Here is a 13333-nt window from a genome sequence, read left to right on the forward strand (position 1 = left end):
AACGTGGAAATTCGGCAGACTGATTCATCGAATGCTCCTCGCTCATGGTCAGATAATTGGCTCAATGCGCTTGCATCTTATCATAGCAAGCGAAAGAATAAAGTATGCTGGCCGCCAGCTTTCCCTCTCGCGCAATACCAATCGCGCAGGCCGGCAAGCGCTCATCTAGACTGTACGTACAATTCTTATCAGAACACCATTTGCAATCCCGCCGCAACGACATCGCCTCACTGTGTCGCGCAAGCAAGAGGATTGGCATTTCGCAACTATCTTGCCCGCAAGCCGTTCGGCGCAATTGCATCTCGGCGCGCAAATACCAAAACAATGCCGGTTACAGTTGCCTGTACGCGCATAACCTTCATCTAAGCAATAGCGTACAATGAGTAAGCAGTATGTTTGATTGGTATGCGTTCATCATATGTGGAGAAGACACGACATGACACTAAACAATGACATCGCCTTTGAGCGCGTGGATCGGTCAGTTTCGCTTAGCGATGCCAATCTTAGAGGATCGCTCTTCGGGTTGGCGCCGGCGCTGGTGGTGGTTGTAGCGCATATCTGGTTTCAAGGGGCTAGCGGCCTGCTCGACTCGCTCGGTTCGCTGTGGTGGTGGATCGCAGTCGTGGTTGGGATCGCCGTTCACGAAGGATTGCACGCCATCGGCTGGATGCTTGCCGGACGCTTACCGCCAGGCGTCATCTCCTTCGGGATCGATCGGCAAACGCTCTCACCTTATGCCCATACTCGTCAACCACTCTCGATTAACGCCTATCGCTTTGGCACAGCGTTACCGGCGCTTGGGCTAGGTGTCGCGCCGGCCTTGATCGGGATTATCGGCAACCTGCCGGCTTTCACCACCTTTGGCGCGCTGTTTCTGTTTGCTGCCGGCGGCGATCTGTTGATTCTGTGGCTGATCCGCAACGATCCTGTCTACGCCATGGTGGCCGATCATCCATCACGCGCCGGTTGTGAGGTGCTGCTGCCGATTACCGGTCATTCGCGATAAAGGCGCTGATTGCATCAGATAGTAATCTGCTGCGCGCGGTTGGAAGCAATGAGGTCGAAACCGATTTGCCCGCCTCTCGATGCGGAACGGATCCCCGGTTAGCCGCCAGATGACCGGTTGCGCCGCCACATCTGGATCAAAAAGCCGAGGAGTCCGACAGTGCCAATCATCCATAGCAGGCCGTTGATTGCCATTGATACACCGACCAGGAGAAACAGGCCGCCAAAACCGAGGATCAGGTAGGAGGGAAACCATAAACTCCAGAAGGAGTTTTCGTGCATCTCCGCAGGGTTTTGGGGATTGTACAGAATCGACACGGTATCGCCGACCCGATGCGACGGCGGATTCGATCCGGTCGAGCTTTTCACCTGCATTGCTGTTCCGTCTATAGCCGTAAATGCGATAACCGGATAGTAGTAGGTTGCCTGACGGCCTTCATTGTTGCGACGGGTTTCTGCTACCAGCTCTACTACGCGACCGGTAGCAGGTTGAGCAATGTCAACGAATGCTTGGTTCTGGCTATGCCACCAGTTACCGAATATCAGCATTGCCACGCCAACCGGGATGGTAATGAAACTGAAGATGAACTGAGATAATGGATTTTTGAATCGCACTTTCATGCCGCAATCCCCGCCTGGTTACGTTATGGATACGACTCGCCGATGATAGCAGTGTAGTCACCCGATCGGGCACTGTCAATACATAAAACGAGCGTTACCGCGAAAGTCGGCAGAACATCGGTTCGTAATGATGAGCCAGTTTAGAGACGACTGGCAACGGCAAGAAACGATGAGGGTGGCGGACAGAAGAGTTGGATCACTTGACCATCACGCGGATGAGGTAGAGTCAGTTCCGCCGCATGCAACAGAGGGTGAGAGAGCGTCACATCGGCAACAGTCATCAGTCCACCATAACGGTCATCACCGAGGATCGGGCAACCGAGCGCCGCCAGATGGAGCCGAATCTGGTGGGTGCGCCCGGTCAATGGAATGGCCCAGACGAGCGCAGCCGCAGCATACTGGCGACGCAAGACGATGCGCGTATGCGCCCGCTTAACGCGCTGACCATCGGGCAGCATTCGCCCAATCTCTGCCTGATCGTAAAGCCGCCAGCGCCCACCGGCTGAACGGCCATGACCGGTAATAAGTTCAACGGTAGCGGGCACCCTACCGGAACAGAGGGCCAGATACCGCTTAACGACCTGACCACGACTAAAGGCTGCTTGCAGCGGCGCATTGGCGCGCGGATGCTTGCTGATCACTAATAGACCCGAGGTGCCGAAATCGAGTTGATGGGCAAGATGCAACGTTGGCGCCTGACCATCGCGCGCCGTGAGCAAACGTGACATGACGGCCAGCGCATGACCGCGGGTGTCCCACGGCGTATCACCGACATAACAGGCGGGAGGCTTGTTGATCACCAGCAGGTCTTCGTCTTCGTAGACGATATGGGAAAGTGTAAGCGGCGCATCGCAATAGCCACGAGCCGGCGGCAGACGCACCAGCAACGTTTCACCCGGCAACGCGAGGGTATCGGGTGTCACGCGCCGCTGCCCGATCCAGAGGCCACCACGCGCTGCCGCTTGAGCGCCGAGGTCTCCCAATCGTTCGGCGGCAATCTCACCCAGCGCGCGACCGGCGTCAGCAGTCGCTAACGGCAATGAAATGGTGGCCGGATTAGGATTGACATCTGCCAGCATGGAAGCTATCTCTCATTTGCCAACACTCACGCTACGCGCGCTGCAATGCCTGTTTCAACACCTGTCCTAGACGGCGCGCCCCTTCAACCAGGTCATCAGGCGGCAACATTGAGAAGGCCAGGCGCAATTCGTTTCTACCGCCACCACCGGCGTAAAACCGCTCACCGGGGATGTAAGAGACACCGGCAGCTTCCGCGTGAGTCAGCAGCGCCGTGGTATCGATTGTTGACGGAGCGCGCAGCCAGACAAAAAAACCACCCAGCGGAGGTCGCCACGTTACGCCGGCAGGCATCGCGCGAGCCAACGCTGCCAGCAACGTATCGCGACGCGCGCGCAACGCAGCGCGCAGATGTAGCACGTGTGGTTCAAAGTCACCGGCTTGCAACAAAGCCCATACTACGTGGGCAGTGAAATGGTTTACTCCGCCGCCACTGTCAAGCATACCGGCATGAACACAGCGTTGAATAAGCGAAGCTGGAGCCTGCATCCACCCCAGGCGTAATCCAGGCGCAAGCACTTTGGCAAAGCTGCCCAAGCGGATCAACGACCCACCAGGAGCAAAACTGGCAATCGGCGGCGGCGGCGGCGCATCGTACCACAATTCAGCGTAAGCCTCGTCTTCGATCACGGTCAGATCCAACGCCAGCGCCAGCCGCGCCAGCTCAGCGCGCCGCTCGGCATTGAGCGTCACCCCACTCGGATTGTTAAAGCTCGGCACCAGGTAGAGAAAGGCAACCCGCTCGCCACGACTGCGCAACATCTTCACCAGGGTGGTTACAGCCGTCACGTGCAACCCCTGTTGATCGCCGGGCACGGTCACAAAACGCAGACCATAATCACGAAAAATGCGGAGAGCCAGATGGTATGTGGGCGCTTCAACCAGGACGACATCACCCGGTTTCGTCAATTGCTTGCAAAGCATGTCGAGAGCCTGTGACGTGCCGCCAGTAATCATCAATTCGGTCTCTGGCACGGCCAGCCGCTCAGCCAGCAACGCCAGCAAGCGACCCGGTCCCTGGGCAAAACCGTAGGTTAGCGCCGGATACGCATCGCGCGACAGCACCCACGTTGCAGCGTGCAGTAACTCGGTATCGGGCAACAATTCGGCAGCCAGATGACCCCAACCAAATTCGATAATACCGGGTCGTTGTACGAATTGAATGTCTGGCAGCATACATACGCTCTCTTTATTGACAGCCACAAACCCGCTATTTCCTTAGCAAGCTCTCACAGAGCACACATAACGCTAATGGTATCATACTGTTGAGGAGCAATTCGCTACGAACCAAACCCGACTATTGGGCTACTGATAGATAACGCTATGCAACGCTTACGGATCATTCTCATCCTGATTGCAACACTGGCCATTACCGGCTGCACCTTTTTACAGAGCGAGGCTAACACCGACTCAACCGGCTATAGTCGTCCGGCTGCGCCAGCCACCCGCATCCCGCTCCCCTCAGTCACACCGGCACCGACTGGCGAGACGGCAAACACGCCCGTTCCCCCTGCCACGCCGGTCGTGCCGGTCGCTACCATTGCCCCCACGCCAACCCTGGCGCCGCTGAGCCAGGAAGAACGATTACGAATCTTTCGGCAGGTATGGGAAACGGTGCGCGACAACTATCTGTATGAAGATTACAACGGTCTCGACTGGCAAGCCGTGCGCGCTGAACTGGAACCTCAGGTCGCCGCTGCGACAAACCCGGCAGATTTCTATGCCATTATGCGCGACATGATTGCGCGACTTGGCGACGAACATTCGCGCTTCGAGTCACCACAGGAAGTAGCGGCGCAGATTGCCGAAGCGCGCGGTCAGCTTCAATATGGCGGCATCGGCGTCAGCGTGCGAACGATTGATGAGGGTGGGTTGATCACGCGCGTCGTGCCCGGCGGTCCAGCCGATCAGGCCGGTATCTTACCACGCGATGTGATCGTCGCCGTCAATGGAATCCCGTTTAACGATCCGGAGGCATTTGGACCTGAAGGCGCAATTGGCGCAGTGCGCGGCATCCCCGGCACCAGCGTGCTCCTCACCATTAAGCGAGGGAATGAACCACCAAGAGAGATTGAGGTGATGCGGGCAGTGATCGACATCGCCATCTTTAACCGGATCACCGCCGAGCGCCTGAGCGATGATATTGCGCTGCTCACTATCCCCAGTTTTTATGTTGACAATGCCGACACACAGGCCCGCGACGCCCTCAACACTTTGCTCGCCGGTGGGCCGGTGCGCGGCCTGATCATCGATGTGCGTGACAATAGTGGCGGCTACATCCACGTGATGCGCAATATCATTGCCCTCTTCCACGACGGCGGGAGCATCGGCGCATCGGTTGGCCGACGGGATCGGGAAGAGCAGCGCATTCCGCGTGGACAAACCATCCCTGCGCTGACTAATATCCCGCTGGTCGTGCTGATTGGTGAAGAGACGGCCAGCGCCGCCGAAATGTTTGCCGCCGGAATGCGACTGCTCCGGCAAGCCACGATTGTCGGTGTACCATCGGCAGGCAACACCGAGAATCTCTACGGTTACGATTTTAGCGACGGTTCACGCCTGCTGCTGGCGGAAGTCGCCTATCAGTTACCCGACGGTACCCTGATCGAAGGCGTCGGCGTGGCGCCGGATGTGTTATTGGCCGCAGAATGGTGGCGCTTTCCGCCCGCCGCAGATCCCCAGTTGCAGGCTGCCATTCAACTCTTGCGTGAGCGCAGTCAGACCTGACGCGCCTGCATAATGCGCCTGTCCAGACCTGATCGGACGAGCGCAGACTGGCAGGCAATCGCTCCCAGGACGCGCAGGATCGGCTCAACCAGAAGGCGGTAGCGCGGCTTTACTTCTCGGCCCGACTGCACTCTGATCGAAGGGGTTGGCCACAGCATGGTGGCGCGCTCCACCCGCCGCAGATCCCCAGTTGCAGGCTGCCATTCAACTCTTGCGTGAACGCAGTCAGACCTGACGCGCCTGCATGATGCGCCTGTCCAGACCTGATCGGACGAGCGCAGCCTGGCAGGCAATCGCTGCCAGGATGAGCAGGATCGGCTCGACCGGAAGGCGGTAGCGCGTGTTGCCGGCCACAGAAATGGCATAGGGAAGGGTAAACGCCAGCAGCCACCACAAGCAGATCAAGAGCGCGTGACGATGATGACGGTAGACCAATCCGGCGCCGATCAAGGCCAATATCAGCAACAGAATCTGAATAAGCGAGCGAGCGAGATAGAAATAGCCCGGCTCGACAATATGTTCGCCGGTTACCTGATATGTTGGTGAAATCAGCCAGAGATAACCGAGCCGCTTGATGGTCAATTCGAGGAACCGATCAGGATGCGCGGCAATCCAGGCCAGCGCTTCGTGTTGCAAGACCGCGTACCGTTCAGCCTCATTGAGTGAAGCGAGATAGTCTCTTTGCTCAGGCGCAAGCGTTTCCGGCATAGGCGTCCCGCTCATCGTGTAGAGGAAACCGGTCGCGTTTGGATTGTTCCCCATCCAGAAATTGAGGCCGAACGAGGTCTTGAGTGGCACAAAGCGGTTAAACACCAGATAGTTACGCGCCGTCCAGGGGAACACAATAGCGATAGCCAGCAACAGGCTCCCGGCAAGCAGGAGAGCGCTGCGTCGCCGCGCAGCAGACGATTGGCGCAGCCAGTAGATCAAGCCAACACCCGGCGCCGCAGCGAGCAGAATCGGCTCGGCCAGCAACCCGACACCCCACACTACACCGACGAGGACGGCACGCCTGCAGGTCGGTTGGGCAAAGAAGAGAACGATGACATAGAAGGTCAACGCGGTGAAAAATGTTGTCATGATGGCCGGTGAGATCTGCTTGCAGAAGTAGATCAACGGCGGGTAAACCGTCGTCAGTCCAGCGGATAGCAGGCCGACCATCGGATTGATCATAGATGTGGCAATCTTCCCAATCAGATAGATGACCAGCGCCGAGAGCAACGCCTGCGCCACTTCAACAGCGAGAAACGGCAACGGGATCTCGATCCACAGCCAGAACGCAAGGAACAGCGGGTAAAGTGGGGTATTGAGCGCAGTTGGTTGTTCAGGCCCCAACCAGCCGCCACCACTAAAGCCCTTTCCGGCCACCAGATTGGCGGCGACAATCCCGTATTCAGCAGTCAGCGGCGCCTGATAATCATTGAGCACCAGGATCGCTGCAACCCGGATAACGAATCCGGCCAGGGTCATCACCCACAAGAGACGGTCAATCCGCGTTATCGATTTCAAGGCATCTGCTCCAACACAAACAGGGCGACGCACTGCGTCACCCCGGCATCACGCCACACCGTTCTTGTCGGTCACGGCGGCATTCAGTCATGACAATCGCTACAATCGGCACACAGCCTGGACAGCTTACAGACCGCGCATCATTTGAATCCGTTCGCGAATCGCCATCACCTCGCTGCGCAAATGGCTATCGGTATTAATCTCCTCGGCAATCTTCTCGCAGCCATACATCACCGTCGTGTGATCGCGTCCACCGAGCAAATTACCGATGTCAACCAGCGAACTTTCAGTCTCTTCGCGCAGCAGATACATAGCCACCTGACGCGGTACCACCACGTGACGCGAGCGATTGCGGGCGCGCAACTGCTCCACCTCGATGCCGTAATGCTCGCTCACCACCTGCAAAATGGCCTCAGCACTCACCCGACGACGGCGCTGATTCCCCAACAGATCGGCCAGCGCGGCGGTAGCGGTATCGATGGTAATCGGCAGCCGGTTAAGTTCGGCGTAGGCTGCCACCCGATTGAGACTCCCCTCCAGCTCGCGGATATTGCTCTGAATCTTGTGAGCGAGAAAATCAATCACCTCATCGGGAATGTACACGCTCATCTGTTCAGCTTTCGCGCGCAGAATTGCGGTGCGGGTTTCGAGATCGGGCGGCTGAACATCGACGATCAACCCCCACTCAAAGCGCGACCGCAACCGCTCTTCGAGGGTCAAAATCGCCTTCGGGGGACGATCCGAACTGATCACAATATGCTTGGCCGCGGAATGGAGAGTATTGAAGGTATGGAAGAACTCTTCCTGGGTCGCGTCTTTGCCGGCGATAAATTGAATATCGTCAATCAGCAGCACATCGATATTCCGGTAACGCATGCGGAACTCTTCGGTCTGCTGGCGACGAATGGCGTTAATCAAATCATTGGTAAACTTTTCAGAAGAGACATAAAGCACATTGATTTCGGGGTCACGGTCGAGAACACGATTACCAATGGCGTGGAGCAGGTGGGTCTTTCCCAAACCAACCCCTCCGTACAGGAAGAGCGGATTATACGCCTGACCGGGATTATCAGCCACGGCCAGACAGGCGGCGTGCGCAAGCCGATTGCTAGAACCAACAATAAAGCTGGCAAAGGTATATCGCGGATTCAGCATCCCTGAACGCATAGCGCTGGCCAGATCGAGCTGCACAGCCCGTTCACCAGCGCTATGACCAGGAGCAAACGTCGGCGTCGGCGACTCGGCGACCGTCGGCTCTGGCTCAACCGCCAGCCGCGAACCGGGCACCGAGGCAGTGATAAGTTCGGGACGCAATGATTGATTGGCAATAAGCACTTGCACATGCACTGAATAGCCAACGACCCGCGTTAGGGCATTGCGCAACGGCATCAACAGGCGATTTTCCAGCCCTTCCTTTTGTGTCGGTGAAGAGACGCCGATTCGAGCCACACCATTATCAAGCGACAACAGGGTAGCCGAGCGCAACAGAGTCTCATAATCCTGACGAGACGTTTGCGATTGAAGGGCAGTTAGAGTTGCTTTCCAAATTTGATTTAGATTCACGCTGCGCCTCCTTGCGAGCCGCCTGGCCGTAACGCACATAATGAAGCACCCGCGCCGAAACGCGGGAGCGGCAACGCTTGCTTGGGCGTTAAAAAATTACGCGCGTGGCGAAAGCGGACAGCAAGTCTTCAATTGACGTGATGCAATCATACTCGATCTATTCTCACATTTCAAGCAACATAATACGAGAAATCTATAAATGTTTCTTATAGTGATACCTTGTGGTAGGGGGCTGATTCTTGTGATCTTGGCGAGATGAAGACTGTATTATGTTGACAATCGATTGTGGAAAAATGTGGATAACATTTGGCAACCATCGATCCATGAACTTCGTTTGAGCGCATCAGTGTGCGCTGACCGCCTCCTGTGCCGGCAGTAAGACACCCTCGTCTGACATGTGGATAATGCGTGGACAGACGGGGAGAAGAGAGTGGATAGCATCAGGCCGATAAACGTGATGACCTGCTGTCATTCTGGCAAATCAACTGGAGGGAGATCGGACAGACTGGTTAAACCAAATTGTTGGAGAAAGGTCGCCGTTGTGGCATAAAGGATCGGACGACCTAGCGTCTCGAGACGACCGGCCTCACAAATTAGATCGCGCGCGAGCAGCGCGCGCAACGCGGCGCTACTATCAACACCGCGGATAGCATCGATCTGGGCGCGCGTAATCGGCTGCCGGTAGGCAATAATTGCCAGCGTCTCGAGCGCTGCATTTGAGAGGCGATGGCCTGACTGAGCGCCGAGAAATCGGCGAATGACCGGCGCCGCTTCGGGAGCGCTCACCAGCATCATCTGATCGCCGTGACGTTGAAGGCGAATACCGCGCTGACTATAACTTGCGCTTAACTCATCGAGCGCTGCCGCCACCTGTTCAGGAGGCGCTTCGAGCGCGCGAGCCAATTGCTCTACTGTGACCGGCTCACCGGCAATAAAGAGCACCGCCTCAATCAACTGCAACAACGAAGGTGGCGCTGTATCAGGAAAAAGGGCCGGCTGATCTGGCGAGCCGGTTGGAGTTATCGATGAAAAAGATTCTGCTTCGCTCATGCGTTGTTTTCTGTCGCCTCTGGCTATCAATTGTTTAACGCTTATGGTATCATATCGGCTGCAAGTGCGAGCAGGAAAGGACGTTGTCAATGAGCGAACGCCGTCGCGGCATCACCCGTCGACAAGTAATTGCCAGCTTCTTCACCCTTCTGGGTCTGTTAATGCTGTTTAACTATGCGCCACAAGCGCTGGCTGGCGATACGGTCGTTACCCGAATTGCGCTGGCTGTGCCGCAGCCGGTGATTAGTTTTCCTACCGCCTGGAGTCTGACAGTCATCGGCTTGATTGCGCTGATTGGTGGAGCCTTGGGGTTGAGCAATCGCGCGCAACGTTGGGCTGATGGCTTGTTGTGGACGAGCGCAGTCCTGTTATTTCCCGCAATCTTGATCTGGGCAGCAGCCGGCAAACAGACGAATGCCACCGTTATGCTGAGCGAGTCACTCCGGCTGGGAACGCCGCTAGCCCTGGGCGCGCTGGCCGGGATTTGGGCCGAACGTTCCGGTGTGATCAATATCGCAATCGAAGGCATGATGTTGATGGGGGCCGCATTTGGCTTTGCCTTCTTCATCTTCACCGGGAACATCTGGGTCGGCGTGCTGAGCGCCGTTGTGGTCGGTGGCATCATAGCGCTCTTGCATGGCGCGCTCTCGATCTCATTTCGCACCGACCAGATCATCAGTGGTACGGTGATCAATATTCTGGCCATTGGAGTTACCGGTTACCTGCGCCGACAATACATTGTCGTCGAAGGCGGCGGTCGAGTGACGCTCCCCTCGTTGTCAGGGATGATTGCCGAAGCCGGCTTGCCCGATCTCGCCCGTTCCCTTGAAGCGATTCCACTCATCGGCACCTTAATTTTTGGCGGCAAACCTATCTTCTTTGCGATGCTGCTGCTGGTCATTGCAACGCACATGGTGATGTTTATGACCCGCTGGGGTTTGCGCACACGGGCCGTTGGTGAAAATCCCAAGGCTGCTGATACGGTGGGGATCGCCGTCAATCGGACACGCTACATCAACGTCTTCATCAGCGGATGCATTGCCGGATTAGGTGGGGCATGGTTTTCGCTCGAAACGGTCGGTCAGTTTGACGATGGTATGACTGCCGGCAAAGGATTCATCGCGCTGGCAGCAATGATCTTCGGCAAGTGGATGCCATTTGGCGCCTTTGGCGGCGCAATGCTGTTTGGCTTTGCCGAAGCTTTAGGAACGAGATTCCAGATCTTGCAGGTGCAGGTTTTGGGTGGGCCGGTGCCGGTTCAATTCCTGCAAATCACTCCCTACGTGGTAACGATGATCGTTCTGGCCGGACTGATAGGTCGGGCAGTTGGCCCGGCTGCGGTGGGTAAACCTTACGAAAAGCAGTGATGGGCGGTGAAGAGGTTTGGAGCAGGGGCAAGAGAGACACTATGCCTCTTGCCCTGCCGCGCGAAAGCTCATGCTAACCCTTCCGCCTCTAACCATTCCTGGACATCACTGTCGGTAGGGTTTGCTTTCCCACCGGGAATGTAGCGGAAACGGTCACCATATCCTTCCATCACCTGATTGCGCAGCGCTTCGGCCTCGGCGCTCGGATCGGTGTCGGGAACGCGCAACACCTCACCAGAACTCAAATCGAGGTAAAAGCTCACAGCCGGATCGGTCTCAGCCAGAGCAACACGAATTTGTTCACGATTGATATTAGCGGCCACAGCATCCTCCAGCGAATTGACAACGGCATCCGAAAATGACAGCCGCATCACAATGATGGTACACGAACCTGCTTGCTCTTGCAAGTTCGTGGATTGTGTAACGTTTTATGGTAGCAGCACGTATCTACTTAAGGATAGTGTAAGGAGCGCTTGTGAGCGACCCACAACCCGATGAGGTTGAGCTTGTCGCCCGCGCTTGCGCAGGCGATCAATCAGCATGCGCCACGATTGTACAACGATACACCGGTGTCTTGTATAATCAGGCTTATCGCATGCTCGGCGATCCATACGAGGCTGAAGACGCAGTACAGGAAGTATTCCTGCGCGCCTTTCGCAATCTCAAGAGCTACGATTCATCACGCCGACTGGTCACCTGGCTCCTGACTATCGGTTCTAACTATTGTATTGACCGTCTGCGCCGACGCCGCTTCAACTGGTTAACTCTGGAAGATGTTGCCTTCTGGTTGCCCAGCACGCAACCGGGGCCGGAACGAAGTATGATGCAACGCGCCAGTCGCGAAATTGTGCAGCGCGCATTACAACAGCTACCCGAAATCTATCGCGCTGTGACCGTGCTACGTTACTGGCATGATCTATCATACGATGAAATTGGCGCTGTTCTCGATTTAACCGAGGCAACGGTAAAGACGCGGCTCCATCGAGCCCGCAAGATGTTGCAAGAGGCGTTGGCAGCCGAGGAGGAGTTATGGAACGTAGAGGGGATAATGAGCTAACCGATGATGAGTTAGCCACAATCGAGGCTGAAACGCGCGCGCTGCTGGCGCGCTGGGGTGAGCCACAACTGGTAGCGCCGCCGGCGGATCTCTCGGCGCGAATCGCGCGGCAGCTTTTGACAACTCCGTCCCGGCGACACCGGAAATGGCGGCATCTCTGGCTGGCTGTGCCACTGGGATTGCTGGCGCTTGGGATCTGGGGATTAGGCTTTGATAGCAATGGCCCTGCTACCCTGTTTGGCGATCCAACTACCGGCTTCGGTCGCTATGTTCTGACACTCATCTTGATTGCCAAACCCCTCTGGCATCTCTTGCTGGCCGGCGCCTGGTGGTGGGCAGCGGGCTTTGTGGCATTGATCGTCATCTGGTGGTTATGGTGGCGCTTAATCAGTGATGCGCCCCTGGCCAGGGTTTGGTAACGATGCGTCGAGTCTGGTTGTACATTATCGTGATCTTGCTTGTCTTGCTGGTCGTTCCTGCGCCGGTAGCTGCGCAAGGCCCGGCGTCGGTCGTTATCGCCGCCGGCGAACAACATCACGGCCACGTGGTTACGTTTGATCAACCTATCGTCATCTTTGGATCGGTCGATGGTGATGTGACAAGCTGGGCCGGATCGATCACGATATATGGCGTGGTGCACGGTGATGTGGTCAGTTACACCGGCACGATCAAATTAGCCCCCGGCGCTACAGTGACCGGTAACGTCCTCTCAATTGCCGGCGGCGTCATTGTTGATGCCCGCGCTGAGCTTCACGGCACTGTAATTGGCAAGGAACCGCTGGCCGGTTCAATGATAGCCGCGGCCCTGATTGGCACGCTGAGCGGGCAAACCACAGCGCGGCGCTGGCTACCGCCGGGAATCGGCGGCATGATTGGCGCCTTAGCCACGACGTTTCTTTGTGTTGCGCTGACCCTGATCTGGCCTCGTCGCACCGCCGGGATAGGGCGGACACTGCGCGCCGCACCGTTGCGTAGCGCGCTGGTCGGCATGCTCTCTACTGCGCTGGCAATCCTGGTATTGCCCTTCGTAGTCGGATTACTAACCCTGAGCCTGGCCGGACTTATGTTGCTCTTGCCACTGATTGTGCTACTTCAGATTCCCTACGCCATCGGCCTCACCGGAGTAGCGCGCGCCATCGCGGCCACATGGCCACCCGCCTGGGCGCTCAAACCCCCACTGGCTGTGGCCTTTGGCGCGCTGGTTATCCTGGTACCGCTGGTCTTCTTAAGTGTGTTTGCCCCTCAGGTTGCTTTGATAGTCGGCTATACCATTGCAAGCTGGGGATTGGGCGCCGCCTTGATCAGCCGTGGCGGCGCATTGCCGATCTGGCGTGATAACTGGCAAACGGAATAGACC

The 13333-nt window shown here is 56.9% G+C and carries 13 protein-coding genes; 6 read left to right on the plus strand and 7 right to left on the minus strand.

The window, feature by feature from the left end; genetic code table 11:
• The first annotated feature begins 436 nt into the window (after positions 1-436).
• A complete protein-coding gene (locus tag Q0650_RS16325; RefSeq protein WP_298820878.1) occupies positions 437-1006 on the plus strand; it encodes a DUF3267 domain-containing protein in 570 nt (189 codons plus the stop codon).
• 98 nt (positions 1007-1104) lie between these two features.
• Here the strand turns inward: Q0650_RS16325 and Q0650_RS16330 are convergent, their stop codons facing one another.
• The 3 genes from Q0650_RS16330 to Q0650_RS16340 form a co-directional block, all read right to left on the minus strand.
• Positions 1105-1626, minus strand: coding sequence for a DUF3592 domain-containing protein (locus tag Q0650_RS16330; protein ID WP_298820880.1), 522 nt, complete (start codon positions 1624-1626; stop codon positions 1105-1107).
• A gap of 140 nt (positions 1627-1766) precedes the next feature.
• Positions 1767-2705 carry an RluA family pseudouridine synthase gene (locus tag Q0650_RS16335; protein ID WP_298820882.1) on the minus strand — a complete coding sequence of 313 codons (939 nt, stop codon included), beginning with the start codon at positions 2703-2705 and terminating at the stop codon, positions 1767-1769.
• 31 nt (positions 2706-2736) lie between these two features.
• Positions 2737-3879 (minus strand): PLP-dependent aminotransferase family protein, encoded by a 1143-nt coding sequence (locus Q0650_RS16340; protein WP_298820884.1) that lies wholly within the window; start codon positions 3877-3879, stop codon positions 2737-2739.
• Positions 3880-4026: 147 nt separating this feature from the next.
• Between Q0650_RS16340 and Q0650_RS16345 the strand changes: the two genes are divergently transcribed.
• Positions 4027-5430 (plus strand): S41 family peptidase, encoded by a 1404-nt coding sequence (locus tag Q0650_RS16345; protein WP_298820886.1) that lies wholly within the window; start codon positions 4027-4029, stop codon positions 5428-5430.
• A 225-nt stretch (positions 5431-5655) separates the two neighbouring features.
• On the opposite strand, the gene Q0650_RS16350 is transcribed toward Q0650_RS16345, so the two are convergent.
• The 3 genes from Q0650_RS16350 to scpB all read right to left on the minus strand — a co-directional run bounded on the left by Q0650_RS16350 (position 5656) and on the right by scpB (position 9552).
• Positions 5656-6939 (minus strand): glycosyltransferase family 39 protein, encoded by a 1284-nt coding sequence (locus Q0650_RS16350; RefSeq protein WP_298820887.1) that lies wholly within the window; start codon positions 6937-6939, stop codon positions 5656-5658.
• Positions 6940-7065: 126 nt separating this feature from the next.
• Positions 7066-8502 carry a chromosomal replication initiator protein DnaA gene (gene dnaA, locus Q0650_RS16355; RefSeq protein ID WP_298820889.1) on the minus strand — a complete coding sequence of 479 codons (1437 nt, stop codon included), beginning with the start codon at positions 8500-8502 and terminating at the stop codon, positions 7066-7068.
• A 468-nt stretch (positions 8503-8970) separates the two neighbouring features.
• Positions 8971-9552 (minus strand): SMC-Scp complex subunit ScpB, encoded by a 582-nt coding sequence (gene scpB, locus Q0650_RS16360; RefSeq protein ID WP_298820891.1) that lies wholly within the window; start codon positions 9550-9552, stop codon positions 8971-8973.
• Positions 9553-9641: 89 nt separating this feature from the next.
• On the opposite strand from scpB, the gene Q0650_RS16365 reads away from it, so the two are divergent.
• On the plus strand, positions 9642-10919 hold the full coding sequence (locus Q0650_RS16365; RefSeq protein ID WP_298820892.1) for an ABC transporter permease: 1278 nt from the start codon (positions 9642-9644) through the stop codon (positions 10917-10919).
• A gap of 68 nt (positions 10920-10987) precedes the next feature.
• Here the strand turns inward: Q0650_RS16365 and Q0650_RS16370 are convergent, their stop codons facing one another.
• Positions 10988-11242, minus strand: coding sequence for a hypothetical protein (locus Q0650_RS16370; RefSeq protein ID WP_298820894.1), 255 nt, complete (start codon positions 11240-11242; stop codon positions 10988-10990).
• Positions 11243-11394: 152 nt separating this feature from the next.
• Between Q0650_RS16370 and Q0650_RS16375 the strand changes: the two genes are divergently transcribed.
• From Q0650_RS16375 to Q0650_RS16385, 3 genes are read left to right on the plus strand one after another with little or no spacing between them, the layout of a single operon-like run.
• Positions 11395-11976 carry an RNA polymerase sigma factor gene (locus Q0650_RS16375; protein ID WP_298820896.1) on the plus strand — a complete coding sequence of 194 codons (582 nt, stop codon included), beginning with the start codon at positions 11395-11397 and terminating at the stop codon, positions 11974-11976.
• Positions 11949-12395, plus strand: coding sequence for a hypothetical protein (locus Q0650_RS16380; RefSeq protein ID WP_298820898.1), 447 nt, complete (start codon positions 11949-11951; stop codon positions 12393-12395). The genes Q0650_RS16375 and Q0650_RS16380 overlap by 28 nt, the downstream gene beginning before the upstream one ends.
• Positions 12396-12397: 2 nt before the next feature.
• The gene (locus Q0650_RS16385; protein WP_298820900.1) at positions 12398-13330 is read left to right on the plus strand and encodes a polymer-forming cytoskeletal protein; all 933 of its coding nucleotides are present in this window, start codon (positions 12398-12400) and stop codon (positions 13328-13330) included.
• The last annotated feature ends 3 nt before the right edge of the window (positions 13331-13333 follow it).

This window comes from uncultured Chloroflexus sp. (genome assembly GCF_937129525.1).
Taxonomy (GTDB): Bacteria; Chloroflexota; Chloroflexia; order Chloroflexales; family Chloroflexaceae; genus Chloroflexus.

Coding starts and splice junctions, on each gene's coding strand:
- Q0650_RS16325 (WP_298820878.1), top strand. CDS start 437: ATGACACTAAACAATGACATCGCCTTTGAGCGCGTGGATCGGTCAGTT.
- Q0650_RS16330 (WP_298820880.1), bottom strand. CDS start 1,626: ATGAAAGTGCGATTCAAAAATCCATTATCTCAGTTCATCTTCAGTTTC.
- Q0650_RS16335 (WP_298820882.1), bottom strand. CDS start 2,705: ATGCTGGCAGATGTCAATCCTAATCCGGCCACCATTTCATTGCCGTTA.
- Q0650_RS16340 (WP_298820884.1), bottom strand. CDS start 3,879: ATGCTGCCAGACATTCAATTCGTACAACGACCCGGTATTATCGAATTT.
- Q0650_RS16345 (WP_298820886.1), top strand. CDS start 4,027: ATGCAACGCTTACGGATCATTCTCATCCTGATTGCAACACTGGCCATT.
- scpB (WP_298820891.1), bottom strand. CDS start 9,552: ATGAGCGAAGCAGAATCTTTTTCATCGATAACTCCAACCGGCTCGCCA.
- Q0650_RS16365 (WP_298820892.1), top strand. CDS start 9,642: ATGAGCGAACGCCGTCGCGGCATCACCCGTCGACAAGTAATTGCCAGC.
- Q0650_RS16380 (WP_298820898.1), top strand. CDS start 11,949: ATGGAACGTAGAGGGGATAATGAGCTAACCGATGATGAGTTAGCCACA.
- Q0650_RS16385 (WP_298820900.1), top strand. CDS start 12,398: ATGCGTCGAGTCTGGTTGTACATTATCGTGATCTTGCTTGTCTTGCTG.